Source organism: Amycolatopsis thailandensis (assembly GCF_042723255.1).
GTDB lineage: Bacteria > Actinomycetota > Actinomycetes > Mycobacteriales > Pseudonocardiaceae > Amycolatopsis > Amycolatopsis thailandensis.
Genome location: NZ_JBHXJK010000007.1, coordinates 43,057 through 60,348, shown reverse-complemented (window position 1 = coordinate 60,348; position 17,292 = coordinate 43,057). Strand labels below are relative to the sequence as shown.

At 66.2% G+C, this 17,292-nt stretch carries 17 protein-coding genes; 6 read left to right on the top strand and 11 right to left on the bottom strand.

Features of this window, described 5'->3' with window-relative positions:
• Positions 1 to 25: 25 nt before the first annotated feature.
• The 7 genes from ACFWMR_RS04595 to ACFWMR_RS04565 all read right to left on the bottom strand — a co-directional run bounded on the left by ACFWMR_RS04595 (position 26) and on the right by ACFWMR_RS04565 (position 6,582).
• Complete coding sequence (locus ACFWMR_RS04595) at positions 26 to 919, bottom strand: type II secretion system F family protein (protein WP_378376980.1); 894 nt, start codon at positions 917 to 919, stop codon at positions 26 to 28.
• On the bottom strand, positions 916 to 1,836 hold the full coding sequence (locus tag ACFWMR_RS04590; RefSeq protein WP_378376978.1) for a type II secretion system F family protein: 921 nt from the start codon (positions 1,834 to 1,836) through the stop codon (positions 916 to 918). Before ACFWMR_RS04590 ends, ACFWMR_RS04595 begins: the two co-directional genes overlap by 4 nt.
• Positions 1,833 to 3,209: a CpaF family protein gene (locus tag ACFWMR_RS04585; protein ID WP_378376976.1), complete on the bottom strand. Its 1,377-nt coding sequence runs from the start codon at positions 3,207 to 3,209 to the stop codon at positions 1,833 to 1,835. The genes ACFWMR_RS04590 and ACFWMR_RS04585 overlap by 4 nt, the downstream gene beginning before the upstream one ends.
• Complete coding sequence (locus ACFWMR_RS04580; RefSeq protein ID WP_378376974.1) at positions 3,206 to 4,078, bottom strand: carbon monoxide dehydrogenase maturation protein; 873 nt, start codon at positions 4,076 to 4,078, stop codon at positions 3,206 to 3,208. The genes ACFWMR_RS04585 and ACFWMR_RS04580 overlap by 4 nt, the downstream gene beginning before the upstream one ends.
• Before the next feature lie 38 nt (positions 4,079 to 4,116).
• On the bottom strand, positions 4,117 to 4,827 hold the full coding sequence (locus ACFWMR_RS04575; RefSeq protein ID WP_378376972.1) for an SAF domain-containing protein: 711 nt from the start codon (positions 4,825 to 4,827) through the stop codon (positions 4,117 to 4,119).
• Positions 4,828 to 4,951: 124 nt separating this feature from the next.
• On the bottom strand, positions 4,952 to 5,587 hold the full coding sequence (locus tag ACFWMR_RS04570) for a hypothetical protein (RefSeq protein WP_378376970.1): 636 nt from the start codon (positions 5,585 to 5,587) through the stop codon (positions 4,952 to 4,954).
• 368 nt (positions 5,588 to 5,955) lie between these two features.
• Positions 5,956 to 6,582, bottom strand: a complete 627-nt coding sequence (locus ACFWMR_RS04565) for a hypothetical protein (RefSeq protein WP_378376969.1) — start codon at positions 6,580 to 6,582, stop codon at positions 5,956 to 5,958.
• A 180-nt stretch (positions 6,583 to 6,762) separates the two neighbouring features.
• On the opposite strand from ACFWMR_RS04565, the gene ACFWMR_RS04560 reads away from it, so the two are divergent.
• Positions 6,763 to 7,401 carry a prepilin peptidase gene (locus tag ACFWMR_RS04560; RefSeq protein ID WP_378377107.1) on the top strand — a complete coding sequence of 213 codons (639 nt, stop codon included), beginning with the start codon at positions 6,763 to 6,765 and terminating at the stop codon, positions 7,399 to 7,401.
• Positions 7,402 to 7,761: 360 nt separating this feature from the next.
• On the opposite strand, the gene ACFWMR_RS04555 is transcribed toward ACFWMR_RS04560, so the two are convergent.
• Together ACFWMR_RS04555 and ACFWMR_RS04550 are read right to left on the bottom strand one after the other, a co-directional pair.
• Positions 7,762 to 8,121 (bottom strand): DUF6355 family natural product biosynthesis protein, encoded by a 360-nt coding sequence (locus tag ACFWMR_RS04555; RefSeq protein ID WP_378376967.1) that lies wholly within the window; start codon positions 8,119 to 8,121, stop codon positions 7,762 to 7,764.
• Positions 8,122 to 8,585: 464 nt separating this feature from the next.
• Complete coding sequence (locus tag ACFWMR_RS04550; RefSeq protein WP_378376965.1) at positions 8,586 to 10,829, bottom strand: helix-turn-helix domain-containing protein; 2,244 nt, start codon at positions 10,827 to 10,829, stop codon at positions 8,586 to 8,588.
• Between the two features lie 300 nt (positions 10,830 to 11,129).
• Here ACFWMR_RS04550 and ACFWMR_RS04545 point away from each other — a divergent pair, with 300 nt between their 5' ends.
• The 4 genes from ACFWMR_RS04545 (at position 11,130) to ACFWMR_RS04530 (ending at position 14,492) form a co-directional block, all read left to right on the top strand.
• Entirely contained in the window at positions 11,130 to 11,609 is a 480-nt protein-coding gene (locus ACFWMR_RS04545) for an XRE family transcriptional regulator (protein ID WP_378376963.1), read from the top strand.
• Positions 11,610 to 11,674: 65 nt separating this feature from the next.
• On the top strand, positions 11,675 to 12,220 hold the full coding sequence (locus ACFWMR_RS04540) for a hypothetical protein (protein ID WP_378376961.1): 546 nt from the start codon (positions 11,675 to 11,677) through the stop codon (positions 12,218 to 12,220).
• Positions 12,217 to 13,326: an MAB_1171c family putative transporter gene (locus ACFWMR_RS04535; RefSeq protein WP_378376960.1), complete on the top strand. Its 1,110-nt coding sequence runs from the start codon at positions 12,217 to 12,219 to the stop codon at positions 13,324 to 13,326. Before ACFWMR_RS04540 ends, ACFWMR_RS04535 begins: the two co-directional genes overlap by 4 nt.
• Entirely contained in the window at positions 13,323 to 14,492 is a 1,170-nt protein-coding gene (locus ACFWMR_RS04530; protein ID WP_378376958.1) for an FAD-dependent monooxygenase, read from the top strand. Before ACFWMR_RS04535 ends, ACFWMR_RS04530 begins: the two co-directional genes overlap by 4 nt.
• 48 nt (positions 14,493 to 14,540) lie before the next feature.
• Here ACFWMR_RS04530 and ACFWMR_RS04525 read toward each other — a convergent pair whose 3' ends face one another.
• Positions 14,541 to 15,095, bottom strand: a complete 555-nt coding sequence (locus ACFWMR_RS04525) for an NUDIX domain-containing protein (protein ID WP_378376956.1) — start codon at positions 15,093 to 15,095, stop codon at positions 14,541 to 14,543.
• A complete protein-coding gene (locus ACFWMR_RS04520; protein ID WP_378376954.1) occupies positions 15,092 to 16,426 on the bottom strand; it encodes a helix-turn-helix domain-containing protein in 1,335 nt (444 codons plus the stop codon). The genes ACFWMR_RS04525 and ACFWMR_RS04520 overlap by 4 nt, the downstream gene beginning before the upstream one ends.
• Positions 16,427 to 16,807: 381 nt before the next feature.
• Between ACFWMR_RS04520 and ACFWMR_RS04515 the strand changes: the two genes are divergently transcribed.
• The gene (locus ACFWMR_RS04515) at positions 16,808 to 17,050 is read left to right on the top strand and encodes a hypothetical protein (RefSeq protein ID WP_378376952.1); all 243 of its coding nucleotides are present in this window, start codon (positions 16,808 to 16,810) and stop codon (positions 17,048 to 17,050) included.
• Positions 17,051 to 17,292: the final 242 nt, after the last annotated feature.

Here is a 17,292-nt window from a genome sequence, read left to right as displayed (position 1 = left end):
GCTTCTCACCGTGACTCCGCGCGGGCTAAAGCCCGTTGAGGACTTGGATGACTGCGGGATAGGCGATGAATCCCAGGAATCCGAGGAACAGCAACGTCACTGGCAGGGCCATGCGTTCGGTGGCGGCCTGGGCATCGGTTTCGGCGTCGGTGACCTGGTGAGTCCGCAGTGCTTGGGCTTTCGCCGCCAGGGACGCGCGGACGCGAGCACCTTCGGTCCCGGCCAGGGAGATCGACGCGGCGAGTTCGGCGAGCTCGGTGATGCCGAGTTCCTCGCCGAGCCGGCGCAGCGTGGCCCAGGGGGTGGTGCGGGTCAGCTGGGCGGCATGCAGGGCGCGGCGAATCTTGTCGAACGCCGGCCCTGTCCCGACGGCCGCGGCGTCGCCGAGAGCGGCCTCGACCCCGGCTCCCCCGGCGAGGGTGATCCAGACGAGGTCGAGGAAGGCCGAGAGCGCGTCGCGGAACTCGCGCCGCGACCGGACGGCCTTGGCGCGGACCTCGAGGTCCGGTGCCAGGAAGCCGAGCGCGGCGAGCACGAGCCCACCAAGCAGCGGCACCTCTACACCCAGCGACAGCCCGCCCAGGGCCAGCAAGGCTTGCAGGAGCCACGGCGCCAGCAGTCCGGACGTGGCGAGCACGGCTTTGGACGCCAAGTGGGTGTCGGTGCCGCGGCCGGTGACTCGCAGATCGGCCTCGATCTTCGTACCGGGCAGCCCGAGCATCCGCAGGCCGGGCACGAACGCGCGGCCCCAGGCGCGCACCCAAGCGGCGTCTCCGGTGAGGACGATCGGCGGTGCCGTCCGCCCGGTGGTGACCTGCGCGAGCCGGTCGCTCAGCGCCGGGCGACGTGGCATGGCCCAGGCCAGCAGCAGCCACAGCCCGGCGCCGGCTCCTGTGCCGAGCACGAGGGCGGGGATCATGAGCGCTCACCTCCCGCGGCGGTCGCTGCGGCGTCTCGCGCGCCGGTGGCGTCCAGGGCGAGTACCCGTGGTTGCCGTCCGCCGGTCGCGATCCGGGCGAGCCAGGCGAACCCGGCCGCGAACAGGCTCGCGATGAGCAGCAGGACGAGCTGGCCGGTGGCGGTGTTGTAGACGTCGAGGTAGGCCCGGTTGAACACCACGACCCCGGCAGCGAAGGCGAGGGTGGTGGCGACGATGACCCGAACCGAGGTCCGGGTCCGGGCACGACCGGTCTCCACGCGCATCCGCATCGCGGCCTGCTCGCGGGCGGTGGTGGCCAGAGAGCCGAGCAGGTCGCCGAGCTGGCGGGCCTGGTGCTCGGCCGCAAGGACGAGGGCGGCGAGGATGAGGTCCGCGGTCAGGTCGTCCAGCTCGCGCGCGAGAGCCCGCAACGCGGGCGCCAGGCGCTGCCCGCTTTCCAGCCTCCCGGCGAGCGTGGCGACCTCGCCGTGGATCGCCGCGGGCGCGAGCGGGGCGGTGGCGAGGATGGCTTGCTCGAGCCCCGCCGCGGCAGACAGGACGTCGCGCAGCATCTCCGTCCACGACGCGATCGCCTCGATCCGCGCGACCCGGCGGGTATGGGCGCGGTCTGGGCCGACCAGGCGGGGCAGGAACCACGCCGCCGCAGCGGCCAGTACCGCGCCGACAATCCACGCGGTCGCGGCCCCGGTCAGTACACCCACGCCGATAGCCACAGCCAGGCGCAGCAGCACCCGCCGGTCGCCGGCCCGGTCACGTGCGGAGCGCAGCAGTGGGTGAGGACGCGAGGACGGCGGTACCGCCGCGGGCCGGCGCCAGGCTGTCACGATCAGCAGCAGGCCGACGGCGGCACCCAAGCCGAGCGCGGCGGCGATCATGGTCGTGGTGCCGACGCTCATGGCGTCCACCACCCCTCCGGACGGGACAGCAAGTCCGGATCGAATCCGGCCGCGACAAGGTCGTCGAGAGTGTCGGCACGCAGGGCCCCCGCTACCGGGACGGCGCGGCGGTCCGGGCCGCGGCGGTAGACCTCATTGGAGATCACCGCCCCGTCCTCGGCATCGATCACCTCCCGAATCGAAGCGATCACCCGCGTCGTCCGATCGACGGCCCGGTCGAGGTGCACCACGAAATGCACCGCGCTCGCCACGAGCAGCGCAGTGGCCTCCAGCGGTAGCCGCTCCGGACCTTGAGCGGCATAGGAGGCGAGGCGGGTGAACGCGATCTTCGAACTACTGGCGTGCAGGGTGGCCATGGAGCCGTCATTGCCCTGCGACATCGCGTTGCACATCGGAATGACCTCAGACCCGCGGATCTCGCCGACGATGACCCGGTCCGGCGACATCCGCAGGCCCCAGCGGACCAGCTCCGCCTGATCGATGGCGCCCTCGCCCTCAACGTTGGGTTCGCGGGCCTGCAAGGCGGTGACGTCGGCGTGCAGCTCGGAATCCCGGTCGAGACCGAGTTCGAAGGCGTCCTCGACCGTGACGATCCGCTCCAGCGGGTCCATCTCCGCGGCCAGCCCCCGCAGCAGCGTGGTCTTACCGGCGCCGGTGCCGCCGGTAATCAGTACGTTCTTCCGCGCCCGCACCATCGCGCGCAGAAACCGCTCCAGCCCGACATCGAGCGTGCCGCGGCGACGTAACTGCGGAAGGGTGGCGGTGAGGTAGCCGTGCCGGCGGATCGTGCACGCCGTCACCCCACCCGCCGTCAGGCCGAGGACCGCGAAGAGCCGCTCGCCGCCGGGGAGCTGGAGGTTCAGCGCCGGACTGCCACGATCGAACCTGCGCTCTTCCGACGACGCCCGCCCGGCGAGGGTGCGGATCAGGTCGGTGAGTTCGAGGTTTGACGCCGCCACCGGTGCTACCTGGGCGCGGCGGCCGTCGTTGTACTGCACGAACACCCTGTCGTAGCGGTTGACCGCGATCGTCTCCACCGAGCGATCCGCAAGCAGGGGCTGCAGACCGCCCAAGCCGAACACCTCGTCCAGAACTTGGTCGACGACCCGCTGCTCGGTCGCTGAATCCACCAGGGCACGTCCGGCCAGAAGCTCGGCCTCGCTGTGCCGGGCTACCGCGGTGTCGAGGACTTCGCGGCCTACCTCGCGGCGCCGCGCCACGCTCGACGCACCGCCGCTCGTACGGGACAGGTCCTCGACGCGGCCGGGCAGGTCCGTGGTCAGCGCCTGCCGGAGCCGGGCGCGCAGCCGCTGTTCGGCGTCCTTCGGGCCGGTCGCGGCGGATAGTGCGGCTGGGTGATGGGTCTGAGTCATGCCAGTGGCTCCTTCCCGGCGATGCTGGGCTGATGGCCGTTGTGCCGCGGATCAATCACCCGCGGCGGCGCGGACGCCGGAAGTGGACCGGGCGGGGTGATGAGCACGCCACCGGGCCGGCGCACCTGCTGGCCTGGGACTCCGGTCGGCGTGGTCGCCGGTGGTGAGGCTGTGGGACCGGCGGGTTCGGCCAGGGTGCGGGCGAGAGCAGCGGCGTGGCGGGCAAGGCCACCGTTGTTGCCGCGGCGGCGGGCCGGTGGCGGCCGGTGGCCGGTCAGCGTGGCGGCAGCGACCGGGTCGTGCGGTAGACGCCCGATCGCCGGTACACCCAGCTCACGTTCCACATCCACCGTCGGATAGCCGTCTCCCGTGAGCAGAAGAGCCGGCCGCGGTGTCCAACGGGCCAGCTCGCCCAGGCGTGCCGCGGTGTGGGCGAGGTCGTCGCTCTGAGCGCCGGATACGAGGACCAGGGCGTCGGCGTGGCGTGCGATCGCCTCGGCGGGTGAACCGGGATCGACGCGCCCGCAATCGGCCAGCACCACCACCCCTGGCTCGCGGGCCACGGCGAGCGCCAGCGGTGGCGCGTCAGGGGCGGCGATCAGGGTGGACAGTGCGGCACGCGCGTGCGTGCCACCTGGCGGAGCCACCAGCGCGCGGGCGCCACCGGGCAGGGCCTGGGTGTGCTCCCACGCCACGGCGGGATCACGGGTGCGGCGTGCCGCAGCAGCTAGGCTCACCAGCCCCGGCGTGGCCGGAAGGCCGAACCGCATCGCCAGATCGCCCCCGGACGGGTCGACCTCGGCGACCAGACGGCGCGTGCTCTCGGCGTGCGGCCACGTCATGGCCAGCGCGACGGCCAGAGTGGTCACGCCCGGCGAACCTTTCACCGAACACAAGGCGATCAGCATCACCGCTCACCGCCCGCCGGTTGCATCACCAACGCCAGCTGCCCGGCCGGGACCTGAGCCAGTTGCGACGCACCGACGGTGTCGAGATCCAGGGACACCACGGTCGTCTGGTCTGTGCCCGCCGGGGCGGTCCCGACAACCGTGGCACGCCAGGACATTCCCGGTGTCTGTCCGGTGGCCAAGGTTCCTGCCGCCGTGGCGGCGGTGACGACGACGGTCACCGGGGCCCCGGCAGCCAGCTCGGGCGGGGCCTGCCCCGGTTTCACGACGACCGCGACCACCGCCCGGCCCACCGCGGGGAGCGCGGCAGCGCCCACCGCGTCCGGCGTCAGCAGCGTTCCCGCGCCGAGGCTGGTCGCCATCGGCCTCCCCAGCACACTCGCCGCCCGATTCGCCGGAATCAGAGCCACGCCCGGCGCGGCGGACACATCGATGCTGCGCAGGTCCGCAGGCGTCAGTACGTGCCCGAGCGGGACCGGCTTCGCCAGCGCCAGCACCGAAACCCGGTCCTGGGTGCTGGTCGTCCACCACACCGCGCCACCGACACACAGCACCACCAGCAGCAACCCCGCCACCAGATGCGGCAACCGGCGCCGCCGACCGCGACGCACAGCCGACCTCGACGGCGAACCTGAGGAATCCAGCCACGACACCGGCCGGGCCTCACCGGTCGCGCTGGCGCCGCGCGCGGGACTGTCAGTACTGGTCACGAGAAACCCTCCAGGCATAGCTCGCCCGCACCATGTATTCACCCGGCCAGCAAATGACGCCGCGAATACACGGTCAGGAAAAGGAAAGAGGAAACTGCTGATTCAGTTGGGAACGTCGTCCGGGTTATCCGGTGCCCAAGGCTTGAGCTTCGGCGACCCGGAAAGACGCCGCCGCACTGGTAGTCATGTCCGGGAACGTGCCCGACGCCCCGGCACCCGACCACGTGATCTGCCACGACACCGTCGCCACGGCCGGAAACCGCTCGCCCGGCGCACCGGCCGACGAACGCAGGTAGGTGTGGCCGCAATCGGGGGACGCCGCCCGCGGATTCCCGTGGGCGGGGAACGGTGTGCCCGGTCCAGCGCAGGACACAGTGCTGCCATCGCCCATGGCCCAGGACACCCCGGTCGGGGTCGCGGTCGCGGTGACCGACACCCCGGGTACCGCAGCCGTCGCCGACTGCGGCTGCCACATTGCCCGGTCCAACCACAGCCACGTCGGCAGCTGCACGAGCTGAGTTCCGGCTGGGCTCGACGCGATCGCCGGACTCGGCAACTGCAGCTGCGACCGCGCCTGCGCGGCCAACTCTTCTGGTGAGGGCAGCGAAGCGCCACCCGGTGCCTGACCCTCGGGAATCCACACCGGCGCCCGGTAGAGCGCGTCCCGCTGCCCCTGACCGGAACACTGATAGACGTACCAAGCGCCTCCTGGCCCCTGCGCCGGCACCACATCCTGGGGCCTCGGACCGGCCAGTGACACGAACTGCACCGCATTAGAGCCCCAGCGGTGTCGGTGTAAGCGGATCGTCTGCACACCGTTTGCCGGTGGCTGGTAGTTACTGCGAACGTACGAGCAATCGGCTTGGTTGTTGTCGCCGCCGACAACCCGGTCGCCGAGCGGCGGAGCGACTTTGCCCTGGTTGCCTGCCCGCGATTTCGGGCCACCAGGTTTCAGGCCGGGAGCTGGGCCAGGGATGGGAGCGGAGTGGCCACCACGACCAGCGCCGAGATCACAGGACGGGTTTCCAGCTTCACCGCACCTGACGTTGCCCCAACCGTCGGCCAAAGCCGGACTTGCCGCAGCGAGACAAAGGACGATCGCCGCGGCCGCCGTCAGCGCGGTCCTGCTTATCCGGTGCATGATCCGACCTCGTGTACCGCAAAGGTCGTCACTTTCCAAGAACCGTCGACGGCCTTCTTCACCAAGGCCTCGATTTGCCTGCGTCCGCTTGGCCCGTCGTTGGCTGGTTGACCATTTTCAGCCCGGTACTTGAGCCAGTTTGTCGAGTCGCCGCAGTCGGTGATTGTGACCGAAGTCGGGTTGTCCAGCGGCTCTACCGAAGATGGCTTCGGGTAATTGACAGGCTGCCCTTTTGTGACAAGGCCATTGTAGTGATCGGCGTACAAACTTCGGGAAATGGTCTGCAGCGCCTCGCCTGTAGCGTTTTGAGCCAGTTTTGGTGATTGCCAGTCAGAGGTTGTCGCGGCTTCAGCCATGTCGCTCCACATGCCCAGGTAGGCGGTAGCGGCCTTCTGCTTGGCGATTTCGGAGGGCGAGGCGGGTGTGGCGCTGGGCGCGATTGGCGGAACTGACGGCGCGGATGCCGGGGTTGTACTGTCGTCCGAGCTGCAGGCGCTCAAGCAAAGTCCGGCCGCAGCGGCAAGGCCGGCCAGGGCGAGGCGGGTGCTGCGGCAGTGGGTCATAGCGGTCCCCCGTTTTGTCGACGATCGCAGATCAGTGTGGGCGAGCCGCATCGCCGTGACGCTCCACAGCAGCGGGTCCGCCTCGAGAACGACTTTCGTGGTGATGGCGCTCCGGACAGCAGCTCTCGCGTGAAGTTCACCCGTTGGGTTGAGAGCCGGTCGGCCTGAAGATCGGACGGGCAGGATGGCGTACAAGGTGATCAGACGAGGTGTGGAGGACTTGTGCAGCTGATGGCGAGCAGCTGGTGGTGGAGTTGTGGCGCCGCAGCCGGCCTGGTGCTCGGTGCGGCGGCGAGCGGGCTCACGCGCCGGTTCCTGCGTCAGGAGCGCAAGCTGGCCGCAACGTGGTGGTTCGGCGCGGTGCTCACGGCCGCCGCCCTCGGCTTGCTGGGCTGGCGAGTAGGAGCACGCGGCGAACTCGCCGTCTACGGGTTCGTGACCGTCCTGGCGGTTCCCCTGGCGGTAATCGATTGGTGCGAACACCGACTTCCCCGGGCCTTGATGGGACCTCTGCTTGCCAGCACCATGGTGGGGTTCGCGGCGCTGTGTTTGGTCCGTCGCGACCCCGCGCCGGGTGCACGAGCGCTTGCCGCACTCGTCGCTGCGGGTGGACTGTTCCTTATTCTCGCCGTGACCACCGGCGGAGGGATCGGTGCCGGCGACGTCAGCGCCGCTGCCGTGGTCGGTCTGGTGGCCGGTTGGATCGGCTGGGCCCAGGTCGCCGGGGCGCTGCTTACGGCCTCGCTGCTCGGGTCGGTCATGGTCGCTGTGCCCGGCGTCCGACGCCGTGCTGAAGACGGTGCCGTGGCAGTGCCGTTCGGACCGTGCCTTCTGGCGGGCGCGCTGGTTATGGTGCTGGCGAACGGTTAGAACGCCTGTCGCCGTGGGATGTGACTCAACGCGTGCCTGGCTCGTCATCGTACTTTCCTGCTTTCCTGACAAAGCTGGTAGCGAGGCTGTCCTACCTGCTGGCCCTGTGCACTTACGGGGGTGCTGGGGTGGCGCTTGAGGGGAGGGGCGCCACCCCAGCGGCTTCCGTCGGTCCCCCGGTGACACCGACGGAGCACTTATTGCCGAGCGGGCAGTAGGGGTGCGGCGTGACGGGCCAAACTGGGGCGGAGAGCTTGGATTCCGCCACGCCGCGTCCGGGGTGCCTGCTTCCCCGGAGCGCCAGAGCAACCGCCGATCAGCAAGTCTCAGACCGGTGATGACGGCTCTGGCCAGTCTTGATCACGCGGGGCCGTAATAGCCTGGGATGCAGCGGGTTCCTCCGTTCCACCACGCACCGGTCACCCGCCATCTGATGACCGGCTGAAGATTGGTCTTGCCGGGCCCGACGCAGTAGCGGTAGAGATTGCCCCAGATATCCTCGACGTCCAGCATCACTGTGGATCCGGTACCACCGTCGCAGTGCCGGTACTCTCCCCAGCCCAGATAGCCACATCCCTCGCTGACGGTGACGGGACCGCGAGCCGCCGCTTCCCTTGTCGTGGCAGCGTTCGCCGTCACACCTGACCCCGCGACCGCGAGCGCAGCGATCGCTCCAGCCAGACCATATCGAACCGCACGATTCCGCAAAATTCCAAGCATATCCTCAACCTTTGAGAGTAATGGAAGTGAAATAGCAGAACTTTGAGCCGCCGATCATGCGCAGACTAAATGAAACTGATCCGCAACGACCCGCCTTGTTCTGCCATTAACTATCCATCACTACGCGAAATACGGGAACCCGCCAGGCGAGCACAACGTTGTGCCGATTCTGTGTTGATCTTGCCATGACCCTGTCAAGGCGGAAACGGTTTTCATCAATTAGGAAGGAAGCTGGACTTCACACGACAACAAGGCGCTGGGCACTGGGCGCTGGGCGCTGGGCGCTGCACAGCCAGCCTTTTATTACCGGTCTCCGCTAAATGCCAGATTTATAGACTAGAGAGTGCGTGCCCAGATTGGCAGCACGACCAGCTCGAACCAAGACGCTAAACCGCGCCTACGACGCTTTACCGCACCAACAAAAGAAAGCGACGTACTGCACCTGCAGCCTCGTTCTTCGCTGCCTACTCAGGCTTTCCGCTCAACACGGCGCGCGCGCGAACTTCGTGGGCTCGGGAGTCGCGGAGGATTTCTAGTATATCGGCGGCTTTTTCGAAGGCGGCAGAAGCCTGCGGGCGAAGTCTCAGGACTAGCAGGGAATCCGCTCGGGCGATCAGCGTGTCAGCAAGGTTCCATTGTTGCCACGGACCCTGCCGAAGGGAGGCTGCGGAGTCGAAGTGCGTTAGAGCCGTCCTATGTTCACCTCTGCGCTGCAGCAGAAGGCCGAGACTGTGGTGCGCAAGGCTGTGGATGCCGTCAGAGTTGTGCCTTTGTGCGAGGCTCAGTGCCTCGCGCGCGGTGTCGATGGCTCGCTCGCGATCACCGACCTCGTGGAAAGCAAGCGCGAGTGCCGCCCGGTTCATGACGACGCCGATGCCGTGGTGAAGTGCCTGCAACCGGTCGTCCGCCGCGAGGAACTGAGCGATCGCGTCTCCGTGCCGCCGACTATCGGCGAGGGCGAGTGCCAAGCCATGTGCGCTCCATGCCGCGGGCAGCTCGTCGCCCAGCCCGGTGAAAAGCTCGAGGGCTTGCGTGAGATGTGAGATAGCTTCAGTCGTCCGGCCGAGGTCACGCTCGGCCCAGCCGAGGACCTGCAGGCTGCGAGCGGTACCTGCGGCGCTTTCCGCAGCGGCCGCGGCGTCGAGTCCGTCGTTGGCGGCAATGAGCCAGTCCGTCCAGCTGCGAGTGATGGCGAAGTATGGGAGAAATGCCGTCGGCAGGGCCCACAGGAGGTCCTTCGCGAGGTGGCTGCGGGTGTTCTTCGCGATTTGCAGAGCGGTCGCGACCTCGTTCTGACACCATGACATCGCCTCGTCGAAGCCAGTCCTGTTTTGGTCGAACTCCGCGAGCAGGCTGTTGATCGTCGAGTCACGCCAGTTCGGGATGAGCGAGTTGTTGGCGGCAAGCGCTCGTGCCGTGTACCACCTGAGAACCCGGTCTTGGGCCCTCTCGATATCGCGGAGGTGTTCCTCGACCATGGCGCGCTGATGTGCGTACGCCCGGAGAAGGTAGTCGATGCGGTAGCGACCATCCGGCGTGGGCGTTACCAGGTGAGCCTGCCGAAGCACGGTGAGAAGTGATTCCGCGCGGTCGGGTTCGATGTCGGCGAGGACGGCAGCGGAGCCCGCACTGACGGTGTACGCGGGGCTGATCCCCAGCAGGCGGAACAGCCGTGCCGCAGCCGGTGGCAGAGCGAGGTAGGACAGGTCGATCACGCCATGGATGTTGACCGTGGGATCCGGTGAGGTGAAAAGTTCCAGCCGCTGCCGGTCGGTCGCCAGCTGGGCAGCGATCTTGCCCAAGCTGCTACCTGGCCGCTGTTGGACGTGTTCAGCGACGATCAGGACCGCCATGGGCAGTCGGCCGCAGCGCCGTACGACCGCTTCCGCAGCCACGGGGTCCGCGGCTAGCCGATGACGGCAGGCTCGGCTTGCGAGCAAGGTCAGTGCGTCGGCGACTGGCAAGGCGGGCAGGTCGAGCGACACGCCGCCAGTCCGCAGCAGCAGGGTGGCTTGGTGCTCGCGGCTGGTAGCAACGACGACACTGCCGCCGCCGGGCAGCAGATGCCGCACCTGGCTGTAATCTGCGATGTTGTCGAGGACCACCACGGCGGGGCGTTCGGCGAGGATCGATCGGAATCGTGCGGCCCGGACCTCTAGCGCGCCGTTCAGGTGTGCCTGACCGGCGCCCAATGCCTGCAAGAAGCCGTCGAGTACCTCCTCCGGCGTCCTGGGTGCACCAGGGCCGAGCCCGCGCATATCGGCGAAGAGGCAGCCGCCGGGAAACCGATCCAGGTTTCGGGCGACCCAGTGCACTGCCAGGGCCGTTTTCCCGACCCAGAAGCCTCCCTCGATCACTATCGTGTGGGCGCCCTCCTCTGCCCGGCTCGCGAATGCGGCGTCCATCGTGCGCAGGGCATCTGCCCGTCCGACGAAGCCTGGGACCTCGGCGGGCAACTGCATCGGCTTGTCCCCGCCCGCTGCCCCTTCGGAGCGTTGTTGTTCGGCGAGGCGTTCGAGTTGCCCCTTCGCGTCGAGGACCGTGTCGATCTGCCGCACGACCTCCGGCAGAAGGCGCCGGTGGCCGTGGAGCAGCTTCGATAAGTAGCTCGGGCTGTAGCGAGCTTTCGCGGCCACATCACCCAGGCTCATTCCCCGCTCACGGCGCAGCCGATGTACCGCCTCGGCAAAGCTGTTGATTTGTCGCATCTGCGCCTCCCCATCCGCAGAGCAATCGACCGCGCTAGGCGCGAGCCGCTCTTGCCCCGCTGCGCCGGGGCGAGCCCGGACCTGCCTCCTGCACTGGCGCCATTGCGGTCACCATCAACTTCCTCCGACCTTGAGGCTCCAAGTTCGCTAGCCCACCTGGGTGGCGAACTTTCTCCTCAGTTGAGACTTCGTAGCCCCGAGACTATTCTCAGGAGAAAGTACTTTTCAACTGACGAGAAAGTGATCACCCGATTGGGTGTCTCATCAGTGAAGACACGGCGGTTGTCATGGAGGCCTGGGGTGGCAGAGCAAGCGACGCGAACGCTCGCCGCGAAGCTGAACGACCTCTTCGCGACGAAGAAGCGATCAGAAGGCAAGGAGTACAGCAACGAGCAGGCCGCCGAATTCATTGTTGCCGGTGGGTACGCCAGGACAGCGTCTCAGAGCTACATCTGGGGACTCCGTAACGGCACGAAGACCAATCCAACGAAGAGCTACCTGGAAGGGCTAGCTGCCTTCTTCGAGGTCCCGGTCGCATACTTCTTCGATGACGACGACGAGTTGGTGCGGCAAGTCGACCAGCAGCTGGAAGCGCTGAAGGCGGAGCGCGCCAGGATGGCCAGCGTCTCGGGTGATGAGGAGATTCAGCTGCTGGCGATGCGCGCCGGTCAGCTGTCACCCGAACGCCTGAAACTGGTAAAGGACATGCTCGAACTCGTCTACCAGCAAGAACAAGCCGAGAGGCCTCCGCCACCCGATGGAGGGCTTCCAAGCATCTAGGACAGACCGGCCGTAGCGATTTCTGAGATGCTGCCTGAAGTCGCAGCTGCGAAGGGAGGGTGCGGATGTCAGAACGGCGCATACGCCGACAATGTCGTGAGATGCTGAGCAAGCTTGATATTCGCCCGCCCCTGGACGTCACCGAGCTGTGCCATCAGATGGGCGAGATCCGCGGCAAACCGATCCGTCTGATCGCCTATCCCATCCCAGTCCCCGGCCCTTTCGGCATGTGGATCTCCACACGAGAAGCGGACTACATCCTCTTCCAGCAGGAAACGTCCAAACTGCACCAGGACCACATCGTCCTGCACGAACTCGGCCACATCCTCGGCGGCCATCAGGGCGCTCTCGACAGCGACGTCCTTCCCGAGGGGCTCACAACGCCAGGCACACAGTCACTGAGCGAGCAGTACCCGGATATCGGTGATGACGCGGTGAGACGAGCGCTCCGGAGAACTGCCTACGACACCGAACACGAACGGGAAGCCGAAGCAGTCGCGACGATCATCCTCGAATGGGGGTCCATCCTGAACATCGCGGCCCCACGGCCCTCTGACGGAGCCGCGCGCGGCATGGACACAGCCCTCGGGGCCCGGATCGGCTGGCTATGAGCTGGCTCATCAGCGCCGCGCTGATCTGCTGCCTCTTCGGCGGCCTCGTCTGGAAGGGCTATCAGCTCAGCCGGCAACCGTGGAACCTCCCCCTCCAGGGCATCGTCGGCTTCCTAGCCTTCGCACTTATTGGGCGCATCCTGCGTGACATAGTCGGCGATGCGTCGCTCGTGCGCGGGGGTCCGGTGTGGTCTGCCGTCGCATGGCACGCTCCCACGTCGGCCGCTGTTTTCTCCCTCCTGTTCTTCTTCGATGCGGCGACGCTGCCTCGACAGGTGGCCAAACGCCGCACTCGTCGCAACCTGATGGTGCTCGTCACCGCCGAACTCGTCATGATCGGCACGGCCGCCTCGGCGCCGGCGTCACGGTCCGTTCCGCACATGTCGATCATCTACTTCGCCGCCAATCTCTTCATGGGCTGCGCGCTCGCAGCATGCGCGGTCTCGGCACTGCGCTACGCGCGCCAGGCCGAACGACGGCTGAGCATGGGACTCCGCGTCGCAGCCGTCGGCTTCGTCCTGGTTGCGGTGACCAGCGGAATATTCGCCGCGATCGACGTCGAATACTGGTTCACCGGGACCCTGTTCATGGACATAGTCGGCGTGAACGGGACGCTTTCGTTCACCGGCATCGTCGCGATCGTCGGCGGCCTCCTCTATCCGGCGGCCCGCATGCGGCTGACCGCCATACGTATCTGGTGGCGGCAACGTCGCGCCTACGAAGCACTTGAGCCATTGTGGACAGCTCTCCACCGCGCATTCCCTGAAGATGAATTTCTCCGTGCCTCCACCACGCCGTGGGACTCCCTCCGCGTATGGGACGTACACCGGCGCTACTACCGTCGGATGATCGAATGCCGAGACGGACTCGTCCGAATCAGCCCACGCGTAGCGAAGCTCCGCGAAGATCACCCAGCCGACACACCGCTGTCAGAGCTCATCGCCGAAGCGCTCCACGGATCCCCCAACGACCACGGTGAGCATCAGCGGGCCGTCCCTCTCGCAATCCCGGACACCAACTCAGCACACGACGAGGTCGACGAACTCGTAGCGCTCTCACGTGCTTTTGCTGCCAGACACTCAGCTACCTCAGGGAGGGCCGCGTGACGCATCACGCGATCATCGTCGGCGGCGGCATCGCAGGATCCGCAGCCGCCATCGCGCTGCGCAAGGCCGGCATCACAGCCGAAGTCTATGAAGCTCGGCACGACGGAGGCGACTACAGCGGAGCCGCACTACGTCTTCCACGCAACGGTCTCAACGCCCTGCGCGCCATCGACGCACACGACATCGTCGCCGACATCTCCTACCCCGTCGCCAACACCGAACTCAGCTCGGGCACCGGCCGACATCTCGGCACGGTCTCCTTCACCGGCAACGGACACGACGACGTCCCCCGCACGATGCCCCGCGCCCGCCTCGCCCGCGTGCTGCGCTCCGCGGCCGCCGACCGCGGAGCGGCCATCACCATGAACAAGCGCCTGATAGCCGCTACGAGCCGCTCCGGCAGCGTCATCGCAACCTTCGACGACGGATCCACTGCCGAAGGAACCGTGCTCATCGGCGCGGACGGACTCCACTCCACAACCCGCAGGCTGACCTTTCCCTCCGCGCCAGAACCCCACTACGCCGGAAACCACCTCGTCTACGGCTACGCCCCCGCGAGCACCGCCGCACCTCCGTCGCCGGACGCCTTTCACATCTACTGGGGGCGGAAGGCAACGTTTGGCTACACGACGGCCGGCGGCGACATCTACTGGTATGCCAATATCGCTTCACCAGAGCCTCTATCACCAGAGGAGCCGCGCGACACCAGCACCTGGCGCCAACGTCTCGTGAAGCTCTTCCGGCGCGACCGTACGCCAGCTGTGGACATCATCCGAGCCGCCACTGTCATCCTCCCCTCCAGTACGCGCACGCTCGACACCCTGCCGACCTGGCACACTGACCAGATCGTCCTCATCGGCGACGCAGCCCACGCCGTCCCACCAGCCACAGAACAAGGCGCAGCGCTAGCCCTCGAAGATGCAGTTGTCCTCGCCCAGCAACTCGTTAGCAGCCGGGTAGCGACGGCACTCGAAGCGTTCGAAGCCATGCGACGCGAAAGAGTAATTCGAGCCGGGGCAAGCCGCCGCAGCCGCACGACACACCGACGCGGCAAACCACGATGGATCGAACAGCGAAGCCGCGATCGCAGAATCGCCCAAGCCGTCCAAAGCGGCGCCATGGACCCACCAACGTGGCTACACGAGCATCAAACCGTTTGGAACTAAGCAGATTCAATCATCTCTGCCTGAATCATTTCTATAGCCACCGCACCGCTACAGAATTCGACCGAACTCAGCATAATATGTCGAACCTTCAAGAAGTGCTCGATGCGCCAGGCTCACTCGTCGAGCCATTGATGGGCGAAGGTGTTGTTTGGCTGCGTCAACGTGGAGGAACTCAAGACGGCTGACCTCGTTGGCCGCCGGTCGAATCGCGTCGATCTGTTCGCCGCTTAGGACACCGCCGTCAAAAATGAGCTGGACACTGTCTCGCCACACGCCATGAGTCGGCATCCAATCGAGAAGTAGCTGCCGACCGATCTGCAAATCGATCCCGAGTTCCTCTTGAACCTCGCGATAGCAAGCGGCAAGCGGCGATTCCTCGTCCTCTGTCAAGCCTCCCGGTATGTCCAGAAACGGCTTGTAGGTCGGTGATATGAAGAGGATCCGACCCGAATCGTCACGGATGAGCACACCGGCTGCAACGTTCTTTCGCGGCAGCCGCTCGGCGATTCCCACGTTGAACTCAGGCTCTGGATCGCCTTCGTCCTTCAAGTCGTGCTGGAAGACCGTGCGATCGCCGCAGTGACTGGGCTGCTCATGCGTCAAGGTGCCTCACTTGGTAGGAGCGTGGCCACCGTCTCTGTCAACTCGCGTACAGGCCGCAGCTGCCGATGCCCTTCAAGCTGGCTGAGCAGGTCGCGGACGATGTGATGCGAGCGCTTCGAGTTGGCGGCCGCAGCGGCTTCAGCCGCCATCGTGCCATAGTGAGCACATCGCTCCACATCCTGTTCGAGCAGGGCAGCCTTAGCGCGTTGCCCAGCTGCGAAAACCTCGCGACGCACCTGCCCCTGGGTCCTGCCCGCCAAGACCTCCAAGTACGGTTCCGCCGCGCGGACATCGCCTAGCTCTAGCCACGCCGAGCTGGCGAAGCTCGCAAGCACCGCGTCGTCCCAGTGGGCCATCCAGTAGGGCGTTTCTTCTGCTGAACCGTGATGGTCGTACGACTTCTCACCTCGACGTAGGGCCTCGGTACTCCCCCTGTAATCACCAAGGGCCGCTGATGCAGTTGCTTCGAGCATGGCCGCTTCGGTCTTTACTGCCGCGATGGAGCCGGACGATGCAGTCTCCTGTGCAGCCCGCGCAAGGGTCAACGCCTGGTCAGGTCGATCAAGGTATAACGCCTGATGGCTCATGGTGGCGAAAACGAACGATCCATATGCAGGATTACCCGCTTCTTTGGCAAGCCGGAGAGAGTGTATAAAATAGTGCTGCGCGAGACGGTGAAGCTGAGAGTCATAAGCCATGTATCCGACAACCTCGGCTAATACTGCCGAGGCTTGGAATAGCTCGCGGCGCACCGAATCAGATGCAGGCCTCCGAAGCACTGGCAAAACACGGCTGACTAGATACTTTACCGCCAACCCGCGGCAGTAGTCTCCACCAAACTGGCGGTCGAGGCGATCAAGCGCAGCGGTCGTCGCTTTGATCTCGTCGATGTCGCGCACGCTTGCCGGGGCCCCGGTCGTCGGCACATCGAAATCCTCCGCACCTAAACGCCATGCGCGGACCGCCTGAGCAGGAAGGCGCCCCTCAAAGACACGCATACTGGGCTTCGTGTCCGCCCCATTGTCAACGCGAACTACTGCTTCCAAGGTACTCAAGGCATCATCAAGTGACTGGGCATACCGGGGTGACGCCGTTAGCTCTGATGACGGAGCCAGCCGGGAAGGGAAGAGCAGGACCTCCAACTCGGCCAGGCTCACTTTGAGCAGCTGGGCAATGCGCGGCCGTCGGTACGGCTGCGGAGTCAAGGCGCCCCGTTCCCAACGCCCGACGGTTGAGAACTCCACCCCGACTGCTCTTCCGAAGCTCTCTTGGGTGTAGCCCATCTGCTCGCGCCGGTCAGCGAAGGCAACTCGCTGGTCCCCCATGAACATCACCTCACCCGTCGGTCAACGTCACGATAGCCAGCTATCCGTCAAGTCTGATCACCCGCTCGATGAGCTTTACCCATTCGGACTACGAGCCCACATTAAGGTATTTGCGCAGTTCAGACCCAGTGACGCCTCATGGTCGCCTCATAGTCGCCTACTAGCCGCTCTGGCTTTCAGGTGATCATCGAGCGTTCACTAGCTTCTCCGCAATCTGGACGGACGTGCGCCGCGCGGGGTGGATGAGCGGCGTCCGCGGATGTGGGCGTCTCGCTTGGTAACCCAACTGCGAGTGCACCCACAGCAACCCGTGTCAGACGATCCGGAATCGGCCGCAGGCGTGCGTATAGCGCTGACGTCAACACGCCTCTATGGAGGAGTAAATCCATGCCCCACTCGCACGATGCCGTCACTACGGCTCAGCTTCACACCGTTAGCGGCGTCGACTACGCCGCCGTGTTCACCGCCGCTGCCGTGTGGTTCGCCGAGCCGGCGCAAGCTGACGTGGCGATTTGGAGCCTTGAGCTAGACCAGCAAGGTCGGCTGTACGTCGAGTCCGACGAACGTCTCTATCTCGAAATCTATTATCAGCGCTTTGACAAACCGCACCTCCAACGGGAGGCGCATTGAGCTGGGCAGCAGGTGCACCGATGCTGATTTCCCATCCGCAAAGCTTCGAAAACTGGGCAGGTCAGCGTGGGAAACGACCTATGTACGCCCCATCGCCGCCACATATCCGCTCTGGACCAGGACCTATCACGAATGTTTAGCTAATCTGCGCCCACGGACCGCCGCCAAACCGGTACCGCATAAGTACTTAACACCGTGAGGCTTACAAGAAGGCTTTAATAAACCTGCGCGGATAAGAATCC

Bases quoted from the DNA above. Each gene is read 5' to 3' on its own strand.
- ACFWMR_RS04595 (WP_378376980.1), bottom strand. From the start codon at position 919: ATGATCCCCGCCCTCGTGCTCGGCACAGGAGCCGGCGCCGGGCTGTGG.
- ACFWMR_RS04590 (WP_378376978.1), bottom strand. From the start codon at position 1,836: ATGAGCGTCGGCACCACGACCATGATCGCCGCCGCGCTCGGCTTGGGT.
- ACFWMR_RS04585 (WP_378376976.1), bottom strand. From the start codon at position 3,209: ATGACTCAGACCCATCACCCAGCCGCACTATCCGCCGCGACCGGCCCG.
- ACFWMR_RS04565 (WP_378376969.1), bottom strand. From the start codon at position 6,582: ATGCGGCTCGCCCACACTGATCTGCGATCGTCGACAAAACGGGGGACC.
- ACFWMR_RS04560 (WP_378377107.1), top strand. From the start codon at position 6,763: ATGGCGAGCAGCTGGTGGTGGAGTTGTGGCGCCGCAGCCGGCCTGGTG.
- ACFWMR_RS04555 (WP_378376967.1), bottom strand. From the start codon at position 8,121: ATGCTTGGAATTTTGCGGAATCGTGCGGTTCGATATGGTCTGGCTGGA.
- ACFWMR_RS04550 (WP_378376965.1), bottom strand. From the start codon at position 10,829: ATGCGACAAATCAACAGCTTTGCCGAGGCGGTACATCGGCTGCGCCGT.
- ACFWMR_RS04540 (WP_378376961.1), top strand. From the start codon at position 11,675: ATGTCAGAACGGCGCATACGCCGACAATGTCGTGAGATGCTGAGCAAG.
- ACFWMR_RS04535 (WP_378376960.1), top strand. From the start codon at position 12,217: ATGAGCTGGCTCATCAGCGCCGCGCTGATCTGCTGCCTCTTCGGCGGC.
- ACFWMR_RS04520 (WP_378376954.1), bottom strand. From the start codon at position 16,426: ATGTTCATGGGGGACCAGCGAGTTGCCTTCGCTGACCGGCGCGAGCAG.
- ACFWMR_RS04515 (WP_378376952.1), top strand. From the start codon at position 16,808: ATGCCCCACTCGCACGATGCCGTCACTACGGCTCAGCTTCACACCGTT.